Source organism: Alteromonas portus (assembly GCF_005117025.1).
GTDB classification, from domain to species: Bacteria; Pseudomonadota; Gammaproteobacteria; order Enterobacterales; family Alteromonadaceae; genus Alteromonas; species Alteromonas portus.
Window position 1 is genome coordinate 41,558 of sequence record NZ_SWCO01000012.1, and the last position, 22,221, is coordinate 63,778.

At 43.2% G+C, this 22,221-nt stretch carries 19 protein-coding genes and 1 pseudogene; 11 read left to right on the plus strand and 9 right to left on the minus strand.

Annotated features, from left to right (window positions below; genetic code table 11):
* Positions 1 to 279 precede the first annotated feature (279 nt).
* The 3 genes and pseudogenes from eat to E5672_RS18885 all read right to left on the minus strand — a co-directional run bounded on the left by eat (position 280) and on the right by E5672_RS18885 (position 3,976).
* A pseudogene (gene eat / locus E5672_RS18875) lies at positions 280 to 1,674 on the minus strand (ethanolamine permease).
* On the minus strand, positions 1,674 to 2,573 hold the full coding sequence (gene eutC, locus E5672_RS18880; protein WP_136783741.1) for an ethanolamine ammonia-lyase subunit EutC: 900 nt from the start codon (positions 2,571 to 2,573) through the stop codon (positions 1,674 to 1,676). The pseudogene eat and the gene eutC overlap by 1 nt, the downstream one beginning before the upstream one ends.
* Before the next feature lie 8 nt (positions 2,574 to 2,581).
* Positions 2,582 to 3,976, minus strand: coding sequence for an ethanolamine ammonia-lyase subunit EutB (locus tag E5672_RS18885; RefSeq protein ID WP_136783742.1), 1,395 nt, complete (start codon positions 3,974 to 3,976; stop codon positions 2,582 to 2,584).
* Between the two features lie 159 nt (positions 3,977 to 4,135).
* On the opposite strand from E5672_RS18885, the gene E5672_RS18890 reads away from it, so the two are divergent.
* The 5 genes from E5672_RS18890 to E5672_RS18910 all read left to right on the plus strand — a co-directional run bounded on the left by E5672_RS18890 (position 4,136) and on the right by E5672_RS18910 (position 10,284).
* Positions 4,136 to 5,059, plus strand: coding sequence for a helix-turn-helix domain-containing protein (locus E5672_RS18890; protein WP_136783743.1), 924 nt, complete (start codon positions 4,136 to 4,138; stop codon positions 5,057 to 5,059).
* Positions 5,060 to 5,334: 275 nt separating this feature from the next.
* Entirely contained in the window at positions 5,335 to 5,886 is a 552-nt protein-coding gene (locus E5672_RS18895; RefSeq protein ID WP_136783744.1) for a hypothetical protein, read from the plus strand.
* A gap of 3 nt (positions 5,887 to 5,889) precedes the next feature.
* The gene (locus E5672_RS18900; RefSeq protein WP_136783745.1) at positions 5,890 to 7,653 is read left to right on the plus strand and encodes an OmpA family protein; all 1,764 of its coding nucleotides are present in this window, start codon (positions 5,890 to 5,892) and stop codon (positions 7,651 to 7,653) included.
* A 15-nt stretch (positions 7,654 to 7,668) separates the two neighbouring features.
* Positions 7,669 to 8,154 (plus strand): Rab family GTPase, encoded by a 486-nt coding sequence (locus E5672_RS18905; protein WP_136783746.1) that lies wholly within the window; start codon positions 7,669 to 7,671, stop codon positions 8,152 to 8,154.
* 9 nt (positions 8,155 to 8,163) lie between these two features.
* Positions 8,164 to 10,284, plus strand: coding sequence for a putative bifunctional diguanylate cyclase/phosphodiesterase (locus tag E5672_RS18910; protein WP_136783747.1), 2,121 nt, complete (start codon positions 8,164 to 8,166; stop codon positions 10,282 to 10,284).
* A 73-nt stretch (positions 10,285 to 10,357) separates the two neighbouring features.
* Here E5672_RS18910 and fghA read toward each other — a convergent pair whose 3' ends face one another.
* On the minus strand, positions 10,358 to 11,200 hold the full coding sequence (gene fghA, locus E5672_RS18915; protein ID WP_136783748.1) for an S-formylglutathione hydrolase: 843 nt from the start codon (positions 11,198 to 11,200) through the stop codon (positions 10,358 to 10,360).
* A 113-nt stretch (positions 11,201 to 11,313) separates the two neighbouring features.
* Here fghA and E5672_RS18920 point away from each other — a divergent pair, with 113 nt between their 5' ends.
* From E5672_RS18920 to E5672_RS18930, 3 genes are read left to right on the plus strand one after another with little or no spacing between them, the layout of a single operon-like run.
* Positions 11,314 to 12,228: an acyltransferase gene (locus E5672_RS18920; RefSeq protein ID WP_136783749.1), complete on the plus strand. Its 915-nt coding sequence runs from the start codon at positions 11,314 to 11,316 to the stop codon at positions 12,226 to 12,228.
* Positions 12,225 to 13,118, plus strand: a complete 894-nt coding sequence (locus E5672_RS18925) for an acyltransferase (RefSeq protein WP_136783750.1) — start codon at positions 12,225 to 12,227, stop codon at positions 13,116 to 13,118. The genes E5672_RS18920 and E5672_RS18925 overlap by 4 nt, the downstream gene beginning before the upstream one ends.
* A gap of 3 nt (positions 13,119 to 13,121) precedes the next feature.
* Positions 13,122 to 14,474 carry a mechanosensitive ion channel family protein gene (locus tag E5672_RS18930; protein ID WP_136783751.1) on the plus strand — a complete coding sequence of 451 codons (1,353 nt, stop codon included), beginning with the start codon at positions 13,122 to 13,124 and terminating at the stop codon, positions 14,472 to 14,474.
* 75 nt (positions 14,475 to 14,549) lie between these two features.
* Here the strand turns inward: E5672_RS18930 and E5672_RS18935 are convergent, their stop codons facing one another.
* Positions 14,550 to 14,741 (minus strand): hypothetical protein, encoded by a 192-nt coding sequence (locus E5672_RS18935; protein ID WP_014950735.1) that lies wholly within the window; start codon positions 14,739 to 14,741, stop codon positions 14,550 to 14,552.
* 346 nt (positions 14,742 to 15,087) lie between these two features.
* On the opposite strand from E5672_RS18935, the gene E5672_RS18940 reads away from it, so the two are divergent.
* Entirely contained in the window at positions 15,088 to 15,918 is an 831-nt protein-coding gene (locus E5672_RS18940) for a DUF2884 family protein (protein ID WP_136783752.1), read from the plus strand.
* Positions 15,919 to 16,141: 223 nt separating this feature from the next.
* Complete coding sequence (locus E5672_RS18945; protein WP_136783753.1) at positions 16,142 to 16,954, plus strand: NAD-dependent epimerase/dehydratase family protein; 813 nt, start codon at positions 16,142 to 16,144, stop codon at positions 16,952 to 16,954.
* 213 nt (positions 16,955 to 17,167) lie between these two features.
* Here the strand turns inward: E5672_RS18945 and E5672_RS18950 are convergent, their stop codons facing one another.
* The 3 genes from E5672_RS18950 to E5672_RS18960 all read right to left on the minus strand — a co-directional run bounded on the left by E5672_RS18950 (position 17,168) and on the right by E5672_RS18960 (position 20,029).
* The gene (locus tag E5672_RS18950) at positions 17,168 to 18,589 is read right to left on the minus strand and encodes a sodium-dependent transporter (protein ID WP_136783754.1); all 1,422 of its coding nucleotides are present in this window, start codon (positions 18,587 to 18,589) and stop codon (positions 17,168 to 17,170) included.
* A 329-nt stretch (positions 18,590 to 18,918) separates the two neighbouring features.
* The gene (locus tag E5672_RS18955; protein ID WP_136783755.1) at positions 18,919 to 19,644 is read right to left on the minus strand and encodes an SDR family NAD(P)-dependent oxidoreductase; all 726 of its coding nucleotides are present in this window, start codon (positions 19,642 to 19,644) and stop codon (positions 18,919 to 18,921) included.
* The gene (locus E5672_RS18960) at positions 19,634 to 20,029 is read right to left on the minus strand and encodes a thiol-disulfide oxidoreductase DCC family protein (RefSeq protein ID WP_136783756.1); all 396 of its coding nucleotides are present in this window, start codon (positions 20,027 to 20,029) and stop codon (positions 19,634 to 19,636) included. Before E5672_RS18960 ends, E5672_RS18955 begins: the two co-directional genes overlap by 11 nt.
* A gap of 223 nt (positions 20,030 to 20,252) precedes the next feature.
* Here E5672_RS18960 and msrA point away from each other — a divergent pair, with 223 nt between their 5' ends.
* Positions 20,253 to 20,798 (plus strand): peptide-methionine (S)-S-oxide reductase MsrA, encoded by a 546-nt coding sequence (msrA, locus tag E5672_RS18965; protein WP_136783757.1) that lies wholly within the window; start codon positions 20,253 to 20,255, stop codon positions 20,796 to 20,798.
* A gap of 108 nt (positions 20,799 to 20,906) precedes the next feature.
* On the opposite strand, the gene E5672_RS18970 is transcribed toward msrA, so the two are convergent.
* Positions 20,907 to 22,028, minus strand: a complete 1,122-nt coding sequence (locus tag E5672_RS18970) for a hypothetical protein (protein ID WP_136783758.1) — start codon at positions 22,026 to 22,028, stop codon at positions 20,907 to 20,909.
* Between the last annotated feature and the right edge of the window lie 193 nt (positions 22,029 to 22,221).

Consider the following 22,221-nt stretch of genomic DNA (forward strand, 5'->3'; position numbering starts at 1 on the left):
TTGATAGACTTTACAGCAGTATTCAATGTGAACCTTTATTTCGTGTACTCAAAACTAATCCAATAGATGAAAACCCTTTGGGTATTCATCTCTTCAACTCCTTACTGCACTCTCTTTGGCGTAACGGCCTTCAACAAGAAGTAATTTGGCGGGATTATAGCATTTGGGTAGGCAGAGGAGAAACCAAACTACTTTTTAAAAAGGGACTTTGCCAGTCGCGGTCTGCCACACCTTTGTAACAGACCGTAGTTTTACATAGGTAGATTTCTATGTTTGATTTTAGCTAGTTTCAAGCTCAGCTTCAGCACTAGAGAGCATTGCGAACTCTTCTTCAGCCGATCCGGCCACTAAGTGATGCTTGGCATAGAAAATATAATAGAGACCTCCTGCGAGAAACAAACCTGCAGTGAGGAAAAATGCTTTAGGGTCGAATGCATATACTCCAGTCAGTGCAATCAGCGACAGGACTAAAGCAATTGCAGAGGTGACTATGCCGCCCGGAGTTCTATACGGACGCGCCATGAGAGGTTGTTTAATTCGTAAAAGGATATGGCTAAGCGCCATCAGCGCATAAGAAATCGTTGCTCCAACCACAGCCATAGCAAGGATCAGATCTCCTTCACCACTAAGCGAAACTAAAAAACCAAAAACTCCAGGAACCACCAACGCCCGCACTGGTGATTTATTTCTATTAGTGAGAGACAAACTCTGTGGCAAGTAGCCTGCTCGTGAAAGGGCAAAAACCAATCGGCTATACCCATATATGATTGAGAAAAATGACGCAACGAGCCCAGCTAAACCCAGTACGTTAACAAAGGTAGCTAAGTGACTAAAACCTTCAATATTCAGTGCATCTACTAAGGGAACAGCACTGCTACCAATGACTTCTGCTCCTACCGCACCGGCGAGAAGCACAACTACAATTATGGCAGTGACTAACAAAAACACCATAGCTCCGATAATACCTTTTGGCACATCGCGCTGAGGGTCCTTAGCCTCTTCAGCGGCTAGCGGCACACCCTCAACAGCCAAAAAGAGCCACATAGCAAAGGGTAAAGCTGCCTAAACACCATACCAACCAAAAGGTAAAAAGCGGTCTGTATTATTGGCGCTTGAAGTAATATCGAACAAATTTGTCGCATCAAATGACGGTAAAAGTGCCGCGCCTGTCACCAATATGGCCACCACTGCAAGTATACTTATTACCATCATGACTTTGAGTGCTTCCCCTACTCCCTTGCAGTGAATACCAATAAAAACTGCATAAAATGCCGCATAAATCAGGGGGCCATCTACACCGAGCAACTCGTTAACCGCAGCGCCTATAAAAATGACGATAGCCGCAGGAGCGAGCGCATATTCAATCAATACTGCCAAGCCGGTAAAGAAGCCACCGGCGGGTCCCATTGCCTGACGAGCAAAGCTATACCCCCCTCCCGCAGCGGGAATAGACGATGACATTTCCGCCAACGAGAGTACTAATGTTAAGTACATTATCGCCATGGCAATAGCAGCAATAACAAAGCCGCCCCATCCTGCCTGACCGATACCAAAATTCCATCCCGCAAAATCTCCGGAAATCACATAAGATACTCCCAACCCCGCAAGCATTAACCAGCCAGCAGTGCCTCGTTTTAGTTGTCGTTTGGCAAGATATGTTGATTGTTCAGACATCATTTTTCCTGTGTGTAATTTGGTGCAGCAACTAAAAAGCTAGAGCCATTTGAGTGGTTTAATGTGACGTCGCTATCAAGTGTTGATGAGCGATCTTTTAAATTCACGCCGGTTAACTTCCTTCTGCGTGCTTCTCTCATTAGATAAAAAGCCTTTTGGCATGCTTCGGGATAGTTAAGTCCTTGTGGGCGTATATTCGATATGCAATTGCGAGATGAATCTCGAGCCCCTCTTTGGGCCCCCCATGTTAAGTACATTCCCATACTGTCGGGCGAACTAAGTCCTGGCCGTTCACCAAGTAATGTCACTACAAGTGAAGCATTTAAACACTCTGCTACATCATCGCCCACCGCCACCCGACCTTGGCTAACTACTATGATGGGGGCTACGCTCCAACTCACCTCATCTTCACTTAGTAACGTTAGTAAGCCTTCAATCACGGGTTGTGCATGCCGACGTACCGCAGTAGCAGATAGTCCATCAGCGACAACAATTACTAGGTCAAATGTGGTTTCAGTTTCCGAGCAAAAATTGCGCAATGTCTCCCAACTGCTTTCGCTGAGTTGGCGACCTTTGTCAGGCCGTTGTAAGTAGTCAAAGCGGTCGAGTGCTCTACTATTAACGGCCATTGGCTTGCCTGAAATACGACGACTGATAATCGTACTGTCTCGAAAATTGGTTAAAAGTGTTGGGATATCCAATGCACTGTGTACCGCATCAATTGCGCGGGCGTGATCCAGCTGAAAAGACAGCATTTGTTTAGTTGGAATACTGGTGCCTGCTCGTCCTAGTGCGATGCGAGCTGAGGTAAAAGTTTTTAGTTTTTGCCATGGGTTTTCATGAGTGACTTTATCTTCATCTCGCTTATCTAAACTCTCTTTTCCACCGTTTTTTTTCATAAACTTTTCTATCCTAAATGGGCCAATGAATGCACCAGAGGAGAGCGGTTACTGTTGCTCAGCCTAACTTCATCTACACTGTCAAAAATCTGCATTTTAGTAAGCCACTGCTCGAACTCAGGCGCAGGCTTCAGCCCCAGAACTTTGCGTGCGTAAAGTGCATCGTGAAAAGAGGTGGTTTGATAATTGAGCATAATGTCGTCAGAACCCGGAATGCCCATAATGAAAGAACACCCGGCGGTTCCAAGCAGGGTCAGAAGATTATCCATATCATTTTGATCGGCATACGCATGGTTGGTATAGCAAATGTCACACCCCATAGGCAGCCCAAGTAGTTTTGCGCAGAAATGATCTTCCAAACCTGCACGAATAATTTGCTTACCATCAAAGAGGTATTCAGGCCCGATAAACCCCACAACGGTATTAACTAAAAGAGGGTTGAACTTGCGCGCTACTGCATAAGCTCTAGCTTCGCAAGTTTGCTGATCAACACCATGAAATGCATCTGCCGATAACGCAGTACCCTGGCCTGTTTCAAAGTACATTGCATTATTGCCCACCGTGCCACGTTTGAGTGATTGAGCAGCATCAAACGCCTCTTGCAATATAGAGAGGTTTACGCCAAAGGTGTCGTTTGTCCCCTGAGTACCGCCTATGGACTGGAAAACTAAATCGACTGGTGCTCCAAGTTCAATCGCTTCGATAGTGTTCGTAACGTGAGTGAGTACGCAAGACTGGGTAGGAATTTCATAGTGATTAATGACGTCGTCCATTAACTTTAATAGGCGAACAGCTTGCGGAACATTGTCAGTTGCGGGATTAATACCAATGACAGCGTCACCGTTGCCATACATTAAACCATCAAAAATTGTCGCTGCTATACCATTCTCAGAATCAGTAGGATGGTTAGGCTGTAGCCTTGTCGATAGTCTACCTGGCAGGCCAATAGTATTGCGAAATGCGCTTTTTACATGACACTTCTGCGCTACTAGAATTAAGTCTTGGTTTCGCATAATCTTGCTAACTGCTGCTACCATCTCAGGTGTTAAGCCGTGGCGAATAGACGCTAATGTACTGGGGGTCACAACATCTGAAAGTAACCAGTTTCTAAAGTCTCCAACTGTTAAATGACTAATTGGAGCAAATGCAAGTTTATCGTGGCTATCAATGATCAATCGCGTAATTTCGTCCATCTCATATGGAATTACGACCTCATTTAAAAAAGTTGAAAGGGGTAAATCTGCCAAGGTCATTTGTGCAACTATGCGCTCCTCAGCACTTGAGGCTGCGACACCTGCCAGTTGGTCACCAGAGCGTTCTGGTGTTGCTTTAGCCATTAAATCTGCCAACGATGAAAAATGGTAAATTTTTGTCCCCTGCTGGCGTTTAAAACGTGCGGTCATAATAGTTCTCAATTTCCACTTACTGGTGCGCTGCTTGCTACACCTCATTAAACTAAATCTTGCGAAATGCGAACCAACGGAATATCAATAATCGGCATAATCAATACATGAGTAAAAACAAGGTGTTGGCATACACCGCACATTATTAGGGCAAAACAGATGAAGCAGTCCTATGACAACTCAAAGTGCAACTCACCAATGTGGTGCACGTCATACACACAAGATGTCAATGCTCAGGCTGGCCAGTTAAAAGGTTGGCAACAAGAGTATAACCAGTTGTCTGACGGTACCTTTCAAGGTGCAATGATTCATACAGATCTTGGACATTTTCGCTTATTTCAAGAGCATACTAGTCAGGCCTTGCAGCAATTCTGTAGAATACCTGAAGGTGCTATTTGGATAGGTTTTAGTGCTACACCACAACGTGTGTGTATTAACCACCAGCAGACAAATGCAAATACTCTCATGGTACGTCCCGGCGGTATCGATTTTGAATTATCTACTGATATAAACAGTACGTTGTTTGGCGTGGTGATCGCGTCAGATACCCTAAAAGGGCAAAGTGAACGTTTATTGGGCCATTTCGCAGAAACACTAGATACCCCTCAAATCAATGCATTGAGGAATTACATGGCGACGGTGTTCAAAGCACAACGGTTACGTTGGCAAAGCAAAACCCATCAGCAGCTGCTACATGATTACTTTAATAGCTTGTTGTCTAGTAGCGAAAAAAATGCACAGTTAACAAAGAACCGCAATCAAGCTATATCTGCCGTGCGAACCTATCTCAGTGAAGCGAACAATGAGGCAACCATAACGGTAGCTGGGTTGGCAACCGTTGCTGGGCTTTCACCTCGCGACTTATATAGGCTGTTTTACGATCACTACGGTGTATCACCGGCTCGCTTTTTACAATCACGCCGTTTAAATAAAGTTCGCCGTGAATTGCAAAATAACTTTAATAAACGATGTGTAGCAGACATTGCTTTTGAAAATGGTTTTTTCCACCTCAGCCAGTTTAGCAAGCAATATTGCAGGTTATTTGGTGAACTGCCTTCTAAGACTAAACTAACGGACGTTTAGGTGCAGACATTACGGATTAGATTCACACATCAAAGCGTTAAACTCAGCCTCAACGTTTTGGCGTAGAAACGAGATTCCGTGTCCTATTCAACTTACTGAATAAAGTATGGTTTTTGTGTAGGTATTTACCACTATTATGCTTTTAGCGTATTTCAAAGTGAGCGATTAGCGGCTATTGTATAAAGAGAAAACTAAAATTATTAGCACAGACAAAAATGTGACTGCAGTAGACAAGCATGTACCATGCTAAACACTGCACCTTCCGGAGACATTTTATGGCGGACAAGAAGCCGAAGGATCAGCAAGCGCAAGACGTTTCTCAAACAGACAGTACACCTCAACCCGCTGATGAGCTTGCACAACTTAGAGAAATATTATTCGGTCAGACAAACCGTGCTTTTCGAGCAGATCTTTCTGCCCTAGAATCACGGGTGAACGACAGTTTTACAAAACTTAACGCACACCTTGATGACCAGTTCAATGATATACGTAAGCTTATCGACCAGCAGATCACCGAACTTTCAAACCAGTTAGCCAGTGCCAATGACAACCATAGTAATGTGCAAGAGCAGTTGCAGCACACTACAGATAAGCTACAAAGTGAATTGGAAATAGCCGAAACTGCTGCTAAGAACGACAACGACGCTTTAGAAGCACACGTTGTGAAAGAGTTGGAGTCACTGGACAACTTGTTTAGCAAACGTCATCAAGAGTTGTTAGAAAAGCTACAGCAGGTTACCAGCGAACTTTCAGAGAGTAAAACCGACAGGAAAACACTGGCAAACTTACTTTCAACCATGGCAACCAACCTCGCGACCGATCATTAATTAATGAGTGACAAGGTGCCGCCGTCTGAATTGCCGGACAACTCTCTTGAAAAAGTCAGAGAGCTGCTTATTGGACGGGATGACAAGTTCGTTCAAGAGAAGCTGCAGCGCGATGCCAAAGGCATCGTGACTAATGTTGTCTCCGAAGCGCTGTTTGATCGAGAAACAAAAGATGGTTCGGTTAACAAGGTGCTCGTTCCCCTTGTTGAAAAGTCGCTGCACCGGTCTATTGAAGCCAATAGCGAAAAGATTGTCGGCACACTTTACCCATTGGTGGGGACGCTGGTTAGAAAAGCGGTGTCTTCATTTCTTGTAGAGTTTGTCGAGCGCACTAATGCGCTCATTGAAAATAGCTTCAGCCCCAAAAGTATATCGTGGCGTTTTAAGGCATGGCAATCTGGGGTCAGATACTCAGAATACGTTGCGTCGCAAATTTATCAGTATCAAGTTCAACAACTTCTTGTCATACATCGTGAAACCGGCACCCTACTGCATAGCATTTCATCCGATCCAGAAAAAGAAAAGGATGCCGACCTGATTTCATCAATGCTGGTAGCCATTAATGACTTTGTTGCCGACGCTTTTGGTGTTACCGCTACCGAGTCTGACAACGAGTTGGGCGAGATAAAAACCGAAGACTTTACGTTATTGATTAAAATTGGACCGCAAGCTCTGCTTGTTGCAGCAGTTACTGGGAGCATCCCGCCCGAGGTACGCGGGAAACTGCAACAAGCCCTAGAGGAGTTTCACCAATTTTATCAGCAGCCGTTAATTCAATACGATGGTGACAACGCTCCGTTTGATGGTTGTGAGACTATTCTTTCTGATTGCTTGATCAGTGAAAGAAAAGAAGGTGAAGGGAAAAAATCAAAACGCATAGTAGGCGCTGCGGTGATAGTAGTTATCTTTGCCGCACTAGCAGTATTGTCGTTTATGCGATTGTCACTTAGTATTTTAAAAAGTGATTTGCACGAGCTTACTCCTCCCCCAGGTATCATAGTAACAGACACCTATATTTCTAACGGCAACGTGTACGCCAAAGTGCTGCGCGACCCCGTAGCCATCAACATAGAAGAATGGCTAAATGAAAATGCCATTGATGCGGACAAAGTCACCATTATTGAGGAGCCATTTGTTTCTTTAAAACCGAGTGTAGTCGAGCGCAAACTTGAGAGGCTAATTGACGACTATCCACTTAGTGAATCAGAAAGCATTTCCGTTGAAAAAGGTGATAATCGCCGCTTTGTTATCTCAGGCACCGTATTTACTCCTACCGCAGTTAACCTTACTCAGCAAATAAGCGCGATACCAGGTATTTCAGCGATTACCGTTGATACAAATACACTTGATGTAAAAGCGCCCTATGAAGTAGATGATACTGTACTTCAAAAAGCAGCTTTAAGTCGGCTAGTGAATAAGGTTTCTTCACAAAATGTACTTTTTGCTACTAACCAAGAAGCGCTTTCTGAAGTACAGTTAGCAAAACTAGAAGCGCTGGCAAACGACATAAAACAATTATTAACGCTCGCAGATAAAACAAATACTGTTGTGAGTGTCGTTATTATGGGTGCCAGTGATAATTCAGGGTCAAGCGCACGCAATCGCGCCTTGAGCCAAAAACGAGCAGAGAATGTTGTGAATTCATTAATTTCACTTGGCGTAGAAAGTGATATCCTTATACCCGTTAGCTTAGGAGAGCTACCATTGCAGAAGGCATCAATGGGTCGTTCAGTCATGTTAAACGTTTTAATATCCAGTGAGCAGTAGTAAGGAAGCTATGCGGTGATACAGAAAAAAGTTTGTATTTTAGGGCCCACTGGCGTTGGCAAAACAAGTCTGGTAAAGCAGTTCGTTGAAGGTATTTTTTCTGAAAAGTACAAAACGACTATTGGCGTTAAAATTGACAAAAAACAAGTCAATAAAGAGGGACGAGGTGTTCAACTTCTGCTTTGGGATTTAGAAGGTATCGACAGATACTGTGGCTTTAACCCTCGCTACCTTCGCGGAGCCAGTGCTTATATTATTGTAGTTGACCAAACCCGCTCTCAATCCCTACTTGAGGGTATCGAAATTCTAGATCTTGCCAAAGAGCATTACCCCGATATTCCCGCATTTTTTGTTGTGAACAAAACCGACCTTCCTACAAGCTGGCATTGGAGTGAGGAAGAGTTAAATAACTACGCCCAAAAGTTTTCTTCACTTACCAAAACAAGTGCGAAGACCGGTGAAAATGTAGAAAACTTATTCAGTACAATTGCGTTTTGGTAGGAGAATGCCATGGATATCCATTTATTAAATGCGTTGGGCATAACTAACTGCGCGTTGTTTAAGTGCAGTTCTGAAAAAGACATTACGTGTTTAACACCGGAACTACCATGGTTAGCAGATGTTGTTGCGCTTGACGAGAACAACAAACTGCAAAGGAAATACATCCCCTCTATCTTTCTAGACGATTTCTTTCTTGACGCTGATGAGGTGTGGAAAGGCGAAGCGTCGTTTACCCTCTCTTCAGGTTTTTGGACAGAGCAAACCGAAAATAAGGTGTTGCGTCTTGAAGCCTTGGCGATAAACAGCGAATCAGGTTCACGCTATCTTGTCGTGAAAAACGTTGAAGAACAGTTCGATGAAAAACAACAAACGCTGCAAGCAGCCAGAGAATTGCTGTTAAGCCATCATGAAATTGTAGGGCAGCACGAATATATTAGGCATAGATTGAATAATGTGCTGCGTAAAAATACCCGACTGCAAAAGTTAGTGCCGCCTATCCAGCAAGCTATTCATAATTTAGAAACGGGTGTTGTTATTTTAGATAGCGAGGGCGCGTTAATTCTCGACAACAAAGCTTCTCACAGATTGCTGCTTTGCAATAGCACCACGCCAAGCTCTATTCGCATAGGAGAACTGATAGAAGACATTGATGCTCCATCGACTTTCCTGCCTGCATTAGTTCAACGAAAAGCGCCGTGGCAGGGAGAAATATACTGGCAACCGGTAGATGATTATAAAGTTTGGCTTCAGGTAACAATCCATCCGGTACTGCATGGAGATGAACTCACTCACTGGGTTTACTTGTTTACCGATATTACGCACATACACAATAGAGAAGAAAGTGTATTGACTGCAAGCGGGATGGATTCACTAACAAAAGTGGCAAACCGCAATTTATTTACCGATACGGTAAGGCGACTAGTACAAGAAGACACCCCGTTTAAGTTATTTATTATTGATATCTGTGACTTTAAAAAGATAAACGAAGCGCTTAGCTATCAATCCGGGGACGAAATATTAAAATCTTTCGCATTACGCCTGCAGACCTTTATTGGTAACAGCGGGTTTATTGCAAGGATAGGCAGTAACGAGTTCGCGCTTGTAAAACGACTAGACACCTTTACAGATGTAAATGGCGCTGACTACGTCCACCAGCTGCAGAGCAAAGTTACACAGACATACACCGTACTTAACGGTAGCGAGCCAAACTTAGGCGTAAATATTGGTGAAGCAAGTTTTCCTGAGCACTGTTCTTCAACAGAAACGTTACTTCAGTGTGCAGATATCGCACTTCAAGCGGCTAAATATCAAGGTCGAAATGTTGCGCTGGTATACAGTGACGAATTGCACAAGCAGCATAATGCCATTCACGAGCTTGAAACAGAGCTTCGCAATGCCATTAAAAATAACGAGCTTAAACTATTCTTACAGCCCATTGTCGACCTATCTTCTGGGAAAATAGTGAAATGTGAAGCACTGGCAAGATGGATTACACCTGAAGGCAAGTTTATTTCACCGGAAGTTTTCATCCCACTAGCAGAAAAAAGCGAGCTCATTTTCCCTTTCGGCGAGTGGCTTATAAATGAAGCTTGTGATGCCATTGAAGCGCTAAAGGCATCTAATTTAGATATCAGGTTGGCAATTAATATATCAGGCCGTCAAGTATCAGATTTAGCCCTACTTACACAAATAAAAAATGCGCTGGAAGATCACCAGCTACCTGGGTCCAATCTGTCTATAGAATTAACAGAGAGTGTTTTTGTTGAGAGCCTAGACACAGTGTCAGTCTTACTTAATGAGCTTAGAGCAATGGGTATAACTGTGTCGATTGACGATTTCGGCACAGGTTTTAGTTCACTGGTTTATCTAAAGAAACTACCCATTGATGAACTTAAAATTGATCGCTCTTTTGTGAGTGAGCTTGAGAACAACACCGACGACCAGGCAATTGTGCAAGCTATTCTTGGGTTGGCAAGTAATTTGAACATCAAAATTATCGCCGAAGGTATTGAGACTCAACAGCAACAGCAATTTTTACAAAACCATCACTGCACATACGGACAAGGTTATTTATATCAGCGTCCTGTGGAGATTTCTGAATTTATCTCACTTGCACAGAAGCTCAGGTAAGAGCAGGGCCTTCATTTTTTGCAAACAAAAAAGCCGGAGCAATTTCCGGCTTTCTTCCAACTATACTTGGCGCTTAAATCAAGCCCATGTGCCCTGCATGAAACTCCAAATGCTCTTCAATAAATGATGCGATAAAGAAGTAACTATGGTCGTAACCTTCATGCATATTGAGCGTAAGTTGGGTGTCGGATTGCTGTGCAGCGTGAACCAAAGACTGAGGCTTTAACTGCTCGTGCAGGAACTCATCTTTTGTGCCCTGCTCTACTAGTAAAAGCACACTATGGGTTTTACTTGCTAATAGCAAAGATGCGTCGTAGTCCTTCCACGTTGCTTCGTCATCACCTAAGTAACGACCTAACGCTTTTTGGCCCCATGGGCAATCTGACGGATTAGATATAGGGCTAAATGCTGAAACCGATACAAATTTATTAGGGTTGCGCATGCCAATAACTAATGCGCCATGCCCACCCATAGAGTGACCACTAATAGCCCGCTCTTTGGTAACAGGAAACTCGCTTTCAATAAGCGCGGGAAGTTCGTCAACAATGTAGCTATACATTTTATAATGTTTATTCCAAGGCGCTTGGGTTGCATCGACATAAAAACCAGCCCCTAAACCAAAATCGTACGCCCCTTCTTCATCATCGGGAACCCCTTCCCCACGGGGCGATGTGTCAGGAGCAACGATGGCCATGCCAAGCTCCGCAGCCAGTTTCATTGCCCCCGCTTTCTGCATGAAGTTTTGGTCGGTACAGGTTAGCCCTGAAAGCCAATATAATACCGGCACGGGTTTTTCTTTAGAGGCAAATGGGGGAAGAAAAATTGCGAAAGTCATATCGCATTGTGTGGATTCAGCTTTGTGGGTATAGCGTAAATGCCGCCCACCGAATGCTCTATTTTCGCCAATTAGCTCCATTTCAGCTCCTTAAATTCTTAAATTTGTACCTTTATTGTGGAATCAGTAAAGGCTCTATCGGATTTTAGATCAAGTTCGTTTACACTAAGCGCCTAATTTTTGAGGTAAGTACAATGGTAAAAGCCCTGTTGCATCATATTGTTGGCACTATTTCGGTTATCTGCTATTTCCTGAATACAGTTTTGTGGTCAACGCCCATATTCATCTTAGCGATATTTAAGTTAATTCCTATTGCCCCGTGGCGACGTTTCATCTCTTACTTACTTGATGCATGCGCAACGGCATGGATTGGGGTAAATAACCTTAATCAGCGCATCAGTGGCCGTACAAAGTGGCAAGTGAACGGGCTTGAAAAACTCACTCGAGACGACTGGTATCTCGTTATTGCTAATCACCAATCTTGGGTCGATATCCTGGTTCTTCAACGTGTATTCAACCGAAAGATCCCTTTTCTAAAGTTTTTTCTTAAAAAAGAACTGATATATGTACCAATACTTGGTCTAGCTTGGTGGGCACTCGACTTTCCATTTATGCGCCGTTACTCAAAATCATTTTTGGCTAAGAACCCACATTTAAAAGGGAAGGATATGGAGACCACGCGCAAAGCGTGTGAAAAATTCCGTAATAAACCAGTAAGTATAATGAATTTCGTTGAAGGTACCCGTTTCACGCAGGCAAAGCACGATAAACAAGCTTCACCTTTCAATCACTTACTAAAACCAAAAGCTGGCGGCGTTGCTTTTGTTTTATCGGCCATGGGCGAGCACTTACATAAGCTTATTGATGTAACCATAGACTATCCGAACGGCGTACCATCTTACTGGGACTTCGTAAGCGGTAAAGTGCGCGACGTTCGCGTGAACATTAAGGTTATGTCTATTAAAGACATTATGGAAAATGGGGTATTTAACGACAGTTATTTTGACGACCCACAAGTTCGTGCACGCTTTCAAACATGGCTCAATGAGCAATGGCACGCCAAAGATCAACTTTTAGATTCACTTAACGCAACTCAGAAACCATTATGATCCGTGTAGTACTAGCGCCCTTTATATTTGTTATGCACACCACGCTGCAAATTCTCAACCTCGCTCTATGGGGCGGACTAATTATTCTACTTGGCTTGGTAAAACTGCTGTTACCAAATGGAAGAATTAGAACTGCCTGGAACAAGGTTATGCATGCCCTAATGTTTAGCTTTGGGCGTATTAGCGTGATATTGATTAGGTTATTCAATAAGGTTGATATTGAGTGTTCGGTTCATGGTGAGCTTTCAAAGAACAGTTGGTATTTGATTATCGCTAACCACCTTAGTTATTTGGATATCATCCTGCTCATAGAGTTCGCCACACACCGCATTCCCGCGCCCAAGTTCTTCCTTAAAAAAGAGCTGATATGGCTACCGTTTGTAGGGCTTGGAGCATGGGCTCTTGATATGCCGTTTATGCATAGATACACCCGTGCATACCTTGAAAAACATCCAGACAAAAAAGGCAAAGATCTAGAGACCACTAAAGCGTATTGTGAGAAGTTCAGAACGGTTCCGACTACTGTCATTAATTTTGTTGAAGGTACTCGCTTCACCACACAAAAACACTTGTCTAAGCAAAGTCCATACGAGAATCTACTTCCGCCAAAAGCCGGCGGTGTATCCTTCACGCTATCAGCTATGGGCGAGCTATTTACCAACGTGTTAGATATCTCGTTGCTTTATCCAGAAAACAAGCGCCACCCAATGATGGCAATGTTAAGCGGTCAAATGACAAAAATCGTCATTGACGTAAATGTTACACCCGTCCCCGAGTTACAGCAGGAATCAGAACGCACTGAGTCTGAGTTTCGTCTCTATTTTCAAAACTGGTTGAATGGTCTATGGGAAAATAAAGACAACCGTATTAAGAAACTGTTGGAGTCGTAAATAATGGAAGTCAGTGCTTCAGTACGCGATCACTTTATACATTTGGTAAAAGACATTTTTCCAAATTTAACTACTGATGACCCCCTTTATAGTGTGCTAGCGCTAGGATCTATATTATTTGTTGCCGCGCTCATTTATATCGTTGCGCGCCTTATAGTACGTCCTCAAATTGCTAACTGGGTATATAAGTCAAATAATAAGTGGGATAACGCGCTTCAGAAACACGGCTTCTTCAGGCGTTTAATGCACCTTTTCCCAGCCCTCTTTATTTACATCACCACACCTGTGCTGATTGATAACGAAGCTGTGATGCATGGGATGGTGATAAAGAGCGCTCAACTGTACATGTTGTATAGTGGGTTATTAGCTTTGTATGCCATGCTAAGTACGGTAGAAGATGTGTACAATGCGTCAGCCCTATCAAGGCGCGCTCCGATCACTGGCTTTATTCAAGTCACTAAGCTCGCTTTTGCAATCATCACCATACTATTGAGTATTTCGTTGATTGTAGACAGAAGCCCACTGCTTATTGTGTCTGGCTTAACCGCCATTGCCGCTGTTTTACTACTCATTTTCAGAGACACCATTCTAGGCTTTGTTGCCGGCATTCAAATAGCCGCTAACCGCATGTTTAACACGGGCGACTGGATTGCTATGCCCAAATATGAGGTAGACGGTGAAATACTCGAAATAGGCCTTACTAACGTTAAGGTACAAAACTGGGATAAAACTATTTCGACGCTGCCGACTTATAGTCTTACCACAGAAGCAGTTAAGAACTGGCGAGGTATGCAAGAGTCTGGTGGACGAAGAATTAAGCGCGCCATTTATATTGATGTGCACTCTATCAAGCTCTGTGACAACGATATGCTAGAGCGCTTTTCGAAAATTCGCTATATCAATGACTATATCGATAAGAAGAAAAATGAGCTCCGCGCTTATCACCGAGATTACTCTATTGATGAGTCGGATCTGCTAAACAGCCGCCGCCTTACCAACATCGGCACTTTCAGAGCTTACTTAGAGGCATACTTGCGCAAGCACCCGGATGTAAACCAAGAGCTGACCCTAATGGTTAGGCAGCTACCGCCCAATGAGCTTGGTTTACCTTTAGAAATTTACTGCTTCAGTGCCCAAAAAGAGTGGGTAAAATACGAAAAGGTGCAGGCGGATATTTTCGACCATGTTATGGCCATGCTGGATTTGTTCGACTTACGCGCTTATCAACGTGATGGACATTTGTCGTTACTTGCCCACCGTGAACACAGCGCTTATGGAAACAGTAATGAAAGCCGCAGTACGCAAAAGGATGATCAGGAAAAAAGCGAGTCTAATCAAAAGAGTAACGACGAATAAATTAGACTAACCAATAAGGCTTAATTTAGGCGAAAAAAAACCGGCTGAGATAGCCGGTTTTTTAATGCTTATCGCTTAAGCCAATGCGTAGGCCATCAGTAAGCAAAGTACTAAACCAGTAACGCCAAAAAAACCGTACTCAATTTTTTCCTGCATACCTTCAGCACCTGCTTTAGCAGTCATAAAGCCCATAACGATGCTGCTTAGCCCTAGCGTAAAGGCAATTAGCGCAACACCAAACATAATTGCATTAATCCAATCAGCCATTGTGATAACCCCTTAAAAATATTGGCGGTATTATGCACCAATAAATAAGATTTAACCATGCTTGGATTGGCTTAAATGTACCCCTATTGGTATTAATTGATCTTAGTCAAAACTACTAATTAGTTAGTAAATTCACTAAATAGTGTATTTAGCAAAACATCAAGAAATTATAAATTTTAATTAACCATTTGAAAAATAAAGACTTTAAATATTGGCAAGGCCATTGCTCTACCTTAGATATAACAGCGAATATCGCTAGCGTCTATCTGTCAGTGACACTACAACGCATTGCAGTTTACTTCGAGTACTTTCGTTAACGCGTCACACGTAAATTAAGGAATGAACAATGTCTAACAAACTATTACTTTCAGTTGCCGTTACCAGTGCTTTGATGAGTGGCCAAGTATTTGCCCATGACCGCAGCTTTCAAAACAACAGTTGTGACATGGAACTTGATGGCCATATTCAATATTACCAAGGCGATTTAACGGTACAGATGGACAATGGCTCAGTGATGACGATTGATTCTCACCACAATATGACTATTAACGGTGAATCGGTTTCGCTTAATAGTGAGCAACAGCGCTGGGTAAGTGAGTATTACAACAACATTGATATGGCTATTCCTATGACGTTGAATATCGCTAGTGAAGGCCTACAAATTGCCAATGTGGCAGTAACTGAAGTGTTTACTGAACTGCTGGGCGGCGATCAAATGGGTGATGATTTTCGTGAATTGTTCGACTCCCTTGAAAACAAACTAAACGCCTCATTCTATGATGACGCAGGCAATATTCGCGTTGACTCAACTAAATTCAACGAGCCAGGTTGGTTTGACGAGAGCTGGGAGCAAGAATTTGAGACGCAAATCGAGTCTTTGATCAGTGAATCTATGGGCAGAATACTTATTGCGGTGGGCACACAAATGCTGTGGGAAGGCGGTGATATGTCTGAGTTTGAGCAAAAGATGGAGCGTTGGGGTGAAGATTTAGAGTATCGCCTTGAAAGCCAAGCGGCTGCGCTAGAAGAAAAAGGCGAAGCTTTGTGTAAAGTACTGAAAAAAGCCGACTATGCCGAAGGTAAAATGCAGGCATCTATATCAGGCCTTGATGACTTGAACCTGCTAGACATTGACCAAGACAGCCACCATGATCACAACGACGAAATGAAAATGTAGTGAGATGATTTAGCGAACAAACCCTGTGAAACCAAATTACTTACTTTTCTGTATCACTTACTTTAAAAACCGACTGTAACCCAGTCGGTTTTGTGTTTTTTGTACTCGTCGTTAACAAGCTTCATTATTACTTCACCTAATTCAGATTTCTAATTTTACAGTTAACGACAATCGCCCTTCAATTAATGTACTCTTAAGCCCTAAACAAAGGGGTATTAAAACAATGACTCAGAAAGTAGTAATTAGCGGCTACGGCTGGTTAGCTGGCTATATAGGCAAGGCGCTTACAGGGAAGGTCAGTATCGTTGGCACCACTCGAAGCCAACAGAAACGCCTGGCGTTAAAAGAACAAGGTATCACCGCAATTGAATATGCACTGGGCGATGATACATCCGCGCTATGCAACCACCTACCAAACGCAACCCTATTGCTAAATATTCCCCCCGGTAGGAGAAACACAGATCTCGCGTCATTTACTGATAATATGCTGCAGTTAGTAGACGCAGCCATCAGCGCAAACGTAGCGCATATCGTGTTTATCAGTACCACATCTGTTTACGGCGATGCCACTAACGAAGTAGTTACCGAAGTTAGCACTACGCAGCCGCAAACAGCTTCGGCCAAGGCGCATGTTACTATTGAGGACTATTTGTTGTCTAAACGAGGTCAGGTTGATATCAGTATTGTTCGTCTAGCCGGTTTAGTAGGGCCAGACCGTCATCCCGCCCGTTCTCTAAGTGGAAGACAGTTGGATGCAGGAAATAAACGAATAAACTTAGTACATGTTCACGACATTGTTCCTGCTTTGACGACTATCATTTGTAATACGCCGCTTAATGACACTATACATCTTTGTAGCTTATCTCACCCTAAACGTGGCATTTATTATGTGGATGCGGCGAAAGCAATGAATATTGATGCCCCACACTTTTCCGATACTGAAGCGCCACCTGTGGGCAAGGTAATTGACGCTTCGAAAAGTTGGGCAAGGCTGAACATTACGCCATTGTATGGTGACCCCAATCGCATGTTCTAAGCCCAGTAAGCCTGCAGCTAAGTATGATAATTAACAATATATGATTGGGTTCAGTAAAATTACCGGGGCTTATTGGCTATTCAATTACTAGAAAATTACACGCTAGCCAAAACCTATCAATAGAAACAAAAACGGCAAGCGTACGCTTGCCGTTTTGTTATGTGATTTTCTGCTATTTCGCGAGAAATAAAGCAATTTTTATAGTGAGTCTTATTAACCGAAAAAGTTGTAGCCGAAATATTTAACGGCGACCGTGTTGACAAAAATCACAAGTAAAATTGCCGGAATAAACGTTTTCAGTGAAACGTCAACATACTTCTCGAACCAGCTTCCTTTATAGCCGCTACTGCCCTCTTCTAAAGAAGCATTGAAGTTCACACTCTTCCAACGGTAAATAACAAACAAGCAAATTAGCAAGCCGTTGAGTGGCAAAATTGTGTCGTAGAACACATCGTAAATCACGTCAAACAGCGATTTATCTGCGCCAGCGTAGTGCATAAACGACGTTAGCATTTCAACTTTACCAAACGACAACGCACTAAGAATTGCCAGCACTATCATTATGCTACCTAACGAACCAAGGGCCCATTTACGGCTTACGCCTTTTTCATCCATAAGCGCCGCAACCGGTACTTCAAAGATAGACACTAATGACGTTATTGCCGCAAAGAAAACAAGCAGGAAAAACAGGCTCGCAACAATTGATGCTCCCATATACCCAATAGAGTCCTGTAACGCTAAAAAGATACTAGGCAGGTAGGTAAAAATCATACCCACTGACGATTCACTTAACTCATCAGGATTAATATCTGGGTTAAAAGAGAAGATAGCAGGAAGAATCATTAAACCCGCCGTAAACGCTACAGCCGTATCAGTTAACGCCACCAACTTTGCCGCATTCGGTACATCTGCACGCTTATCTATGTAGCTGCCATAGGTAATAAGAATCCCCATACCCAAAGATAAAGAGAAAAAGGCTTGTGATAACGCACCATTTACCACTTCGGCAGTAATTTTTGAAAACTCAGGAACGATGTAGAACTCGACGCCAGCCATGGCATTTTCGCGGGTTAGAACGAAGATAACCAGACCTATAAGCATAACGAAAAGCGCAGGCATCAGCAGCTTGGCTGCTTTTTCTATCCCTTCTTTTACACCGCCTTGAAGAATGAGGTAAACCACACCAACAACGGCCGCCATATAGGCAAAGATTGCTTCTGAATTAATGAACAGCCCAAAGGTGTCTGGGTTGGCTAACTTATCTAGATTTCCGCTTACGGCTTCGAACAAATAGCCGAAAAGCCAAACAGTAATCACCATGTAGAAAACGGCAATCATAAACGGCGTGGCAATAGCCAACCAACCGGCGATTTTCCATCTCTTTTGATCCCCACTAATTTCGCTATATGCGCCTAGCGGGTCTTTTTTAGCGTGGCGCCCCACCGACATTTCTGCCAGCATTACTGGTAAACAAATGGCAAAAACAAAAATAGCGTACATTAAAAGAAATGCACCACCACCGTTTTTAGCTGCACCGACAGGGAAACCTACCAAATTACCTATACCTACCGCAGAACCTGCAGCAGCCAAAATGAAACCTATGCGCGATCCGAACTGTTCTCTGGCCCCGCTCATATCCCTTCCTCTTGTTGAGTTATTGTTATAGCAGTTCGCCGTATTGCACGTTGTGATTAACAATACGCCTTGTGATGCACAAGCACGTCGTGTACTCACCACTTATACTTGCTGTCGGTACTTACTGTTTGTAAGAATCGAGCCGAGCGAACTGGTATTCTTTATTATCAGGATGGCGTTTGTTGTAATGACTCACGTGTGGCGTCAACGCGTTGTATTGCTACCTCTATGGGCGTATCAATACGCTGCACCATTCCCAAAATAACATGGTAACAGCAGTGAAATAAAAAGTCTTGATGTTGAACTTGCAGAAATGGAGTTAGACCGTATCACCAACTTACCACTTCGCCGTTCCAGTCGATAAAATGACAAGCTTGGTCCCGATCAAGCTTAGAAAGATGGTGAATAAGTTGCTTAGCAGTAAACTCGGGCGTAAACAGTTTTTTGGCGGCGACATTTTTTTGGAAAGGCTTAGAAAGCCCTGTATCAACCGTACCTGGGTGATAACAAACAAGTATGGCGTCTTTCAATCTACGTTTGTATTCCACAGACGCTGTTTTAACCAACATATTTAGCGCCGCCTTCGAAGCGCGGTAACCGTACCAGCCGCCAAGTCCGTTATCAGAAATGCTCCCTACTCTTGCACTTAAGCAAACAAGGGTAGACCCATGTTTACTCATTATATTCACCAAGTGCTTAAGCCACAGTGCGGGAATGATGCTATTTGTCGCGAAATAGGCAGCCAAGGCCTGTTCATTGAGATCATCCAAACGTTTCTCAGGATGAATATTCTCGCTTTCACGATGTAGAAATCCTGTTGTGATAACTACCGTTGTTAGCACAACCTGCTGTTCCGCCAGCTGTTCAACGAATTCGCTTATGTGCCTATCGTCCTGTTCGGCAATCTGGTGATATGAAACATTCTCAGAATGATTAATATCAGTTACGGGGGCACGACTTACCGCAAACACCCTTGCACCTTCGCTACAATATTGCTCAATAAGCGCAGACGCGATGCCGCCAGAAGCACCTACTATAAGAACGTTATTTTTCATTCGCTTCTCCTGGGATGCACCGGTCGCACTGGCGTTTTTTGCCTGTTAACAGATATGAAATGGTGTACCTGTGCTTTGCGAAAATATTATAAAACCCATCGGCCACATAACGAATAACTGGCCAGCGAAGTGGTGCATACAGCCACCCCATCCCCACGGCTTTCCATGCTTCATGAGTGACATCAAGACCCGTTATTAGAGTTCCGTCTTCGCGAAGGCCATGAATTCTGGCATTAAGCGCATGCCAATCCATGGTTGGATATCGGCTTGAAAAATCGGGGGCCTGAATATCTACCAAGGTCAATTTGTTATGCTTATCTCTTTTTCTTAAATGACGCATTTCAGCAATACACAACGGACAATAACCGTCATAAAAAATAATCACGACTGAATACCTCTGCCAAATCTTGAACACATTGATACGCATTGTTATAGGTAGCGAACTGCTTCAAGGAAAACGATTAGATGTTCAGGTTAAAACCTTTTACCTAACTCGCACGTTATTCTTATTTAATATTCGTTTATACGATAAAAAAACACGCTTGGATGACTTGTGTTGTGACTTACACGTACCCACACTACAGTCAAAGATTAAGAGAGGTTTTACTATGGCAAATTTACAAGTCGCCACCTTGGCTGGCGGATGCTTTTGGTGTATCGAATCGGCGTTTAACAGCGTTGAAGGCGTGGAAAAAGCAATTTCTGGCTATGCTGGGGGCGAAAAAGCCGATCCAACCTACGAAGAAGTTTGTTCGGGCAATACTGGCCATGCTGAAGTAGTACAGGTAACGTTCGATGCCGACATCATCAGCTATCGTGAAGTATTAGAAATTTTCTTTGCGCTACATAACCCTACACAGTTAAACAGGCAGGGTAACGACGTAGGTACACAGTATCGCAGCGCCATCTTCTATCATGACGAGGCACAAAAAGCTGAAGCAGAAAAAATTATCGCAGAAATTACAGAAGAAAAAATTTGGCCCGATCCTGTAGTGACTGAAATAGTAGCAGTAAATAACTACTACGACGCCGAAGATTATCATCAAGATTATTTCAAAAATAATCCCCAGAATCAGTATTGCTCAATGGTAGTTGCGCCTAAGCTTGCGAAATTCAAGAAGACCTTTGCATCTCGACTTCGCAGTGACGCATAGATAAATCGGTTGTGTGAAGCGAATTTTTAATGGCGTTATTTAACAGTAAATGGGTTGCTTATAAGCAACCCATTTTTATCATTGATAAGTTCCGCTTACTCGTTAACTCTATTCAAACCAAACGTCATTTATTTTAAGCGGAAATAGCAATGGCGCTAAGTCTTCATAACGCTTCTTGTGCGCTTCACATGTCGCGTTTTTAAGGTAATTCTTTTCCCAAGGGTCGTTAATGATCCACAACGTATTTTCAATAGTCACTAACCCTTCCATTGACGAATTATCCATTGTGTACTGTTGGCAATTCTGATCACTAGCAACATCAAAGGTAATGGGAATGCGTTTAGTTGGCTTGCTACCAGTGGTATCAATTACCCATAGTTCATTGTCGTTTCTTGCGGCGCCAAACAAATATGATGCGCCAGTTGAATGGGTATATAAAGCCAAACCATTTATAGGGTGATTACCCGAGGTAAACGAAGGAAGCTGAAGGTTTGGTTCGCTCACAATTGCAAAGTCGGTCGATGAAAAAAAGTCTTTATCGACAGACAATGTAAAGATTCTTGGCTGCCCCGCTTTGTCTTTTTCTAATGCCAAATACAAAGTGCCGTCTTCCGCCATAGTCAGGCCTTCAATGCCGTCATTTGGGAAATTTCCAACTTCCAATTCTGTAGGGAACTGGAGTGGACGTACATCTGACATTTCAACAGTGCCGTTGTCCTGTCGCGTTAGTTTAACCAACAGGGTTGGGTAGTCTGTCGAGCCTGTATCTTCGTACTTGGTTTCACAACGAGGGCTTAAGGCTCCTGTACGGGTTGCATCTTCTGTGACGGTATAAATGATATTAGAATCTCTAGGGTCTACCGCTAACGCTTCTAAATCTGGTTGTTCGCTTAAATAGCTATAGAAGCAGCTTCGGCGAACGTCTCTTGAGAATGAAAAGCGCTCACTAGAGGCAACGAGCGTTGCCGTTTCAGGTGAAATGGTATGCAACCTCAACTGCTGTATAACATCCGCGCTTGCATCAGCAATTGTCACAAGCTGTCCGTCTAGCACGACTAGCCCCGATGTTTGGGGGTCAAACATGACTTTCCCATCTTCATTGAGGATCCACTTCCCTACAGTTGTTTCGGTCAAATCGGTAGGTTCGGGACTAATGACGACATCTTTGGGTTCGCTGCATGCAGTCACCAGCATCGCCGTTAAAACGCCGGCGGATAAATATTTAAGCATAATATGAAGTCCTCTCTCGACTCGCTAGAGCGAGAGCAAAAGCTAAAACTGAAAAAATTGTAAGGGAGTATATAGAGCATACCGTTTACGCACAAAAAAGAGTAAGGTTATAACGGTTATTTACATAGCTACTGGTTTTGTGGCTGGTAAAAGACACTATAAAGACTGTAAAGCTTCTTAGTGTTTAGGCTGA

Bases quoted from the DNA above. Each gene is read 5' to 3' on its own strand.
- E5672_RS18945 (WP_136783753.1), top strand. From the start codon at position 16,142: ATGACTCAGAAAGTAGTAATTAGCGGCTACGGCTGGTTAGCTGGCTAT.
- E5672_RS18920 (WP_136783749.1), top strand. From the start codon at position 11,314: ATGGTAAAAGCCCTGTTGCATCATATTGTTGGCACTATTTCGGTTATC.
- E5672_RS18885 (WP_136783742.1), bottom strand. From the start codon at position 3,976: ATGACCGCACGTTTTAAACGCCAGCAGGGGACAAAAATTTACCATTTT.
- E5672_RS18925 (WP_136783750.1), top strand. From the start codon at position 12,225: ATGATCCGTGTAGTACTAGCGCCCTTTATATTTGTTATGCACACCACG.
- E5672_RS18950 (WP_136783754.1), bottom strand. From the start codon at position 18,589: ATGAGCGGGGCCAGAGAACAGTTCGGATCGCGCATAGGTTTCATTTTG.
- E5672_RS18930 (WP_136783751.1), top strand. From the start codon at position 13,122: ATGGAAGTCAGTGCTTCAGTACGCGATCACTTTATACATTTGGTAAAA.
- E5672_RS18940 (WP_136783752.1), top strand. From the start codon at position 15,088: ATGTCTAACAAACTATTACTTTCAGTTGCCGTTACCAGTGCTTTGATG.
- msrA (WP_136783757.1), top strand. From the start codon at position 20,253: ATGGCAAATTTACAAGTCGCCACCTTGGCTGGCGGATGCTTTTGGTGT.
- E5672_RS18910 (WP_136783747.1), top strand. From the start codon at position 8,164: ATGGATATCCATTTATTAAATGCGTTGGGCATAACTAACTGCGCGTTG.
- fghA (WP_136783748.1), bottom strand. From the start codon at position 11,200: ATGGAGCTAATTGGCGAAAATAGAGCATTCGGTGGGCGGCATTTACGC.
- eutC (WP_136783741.1), bottom strand. From the start codon at position 2,573: ATGAAAAAAAACGGTGGAAAAGAGAGTTTAGATAAGCGAGATGAAGAT.
- E5672_RS18935 (WP_014950735.1), bottom strand. From the start codon at position 14,741: ATGGCTGATTGGATTAATGCAATTATGTTTGGTGTTGCGCTAATTGCC.
- E5672_RS18895 (WP_136783744.1), top strand. From the start codon at position 5,335: ATGGCGGACAAGAAGCCGAAGGATCAGCAAGCGCAAGACGTTTCTCAA.
- E5672_RS18970 (WP_136783758.1), bottom strand. From the start codon at position 22,028: ATGCTTAAATATTTATCCGCCGGCGTTTTAACGGCGATGCTGGTGACT.
- E5672_RS18900 (WP_136783745.1), top strand. From the start codon at position 5,890: ATGAGTGACAAGGTGCCGCCGTCTGAATTGCCGGACAACTCTCTTGAA.
- E5672_RS18890 (WP_136783743.1), top strand. From the start codon at position 4,136: ATGAAGCAGTCCTATGACAACTCAAAGTGCAACTCACCAATGTGGTGC.
- E5672_RS18955 (WP_136783755.1), bottom strand. From the start codon at position 19,644: ATGAAAAATAACGTTCTTATAGTAGGTGCTTCTGGCGGCATCGCGTCT.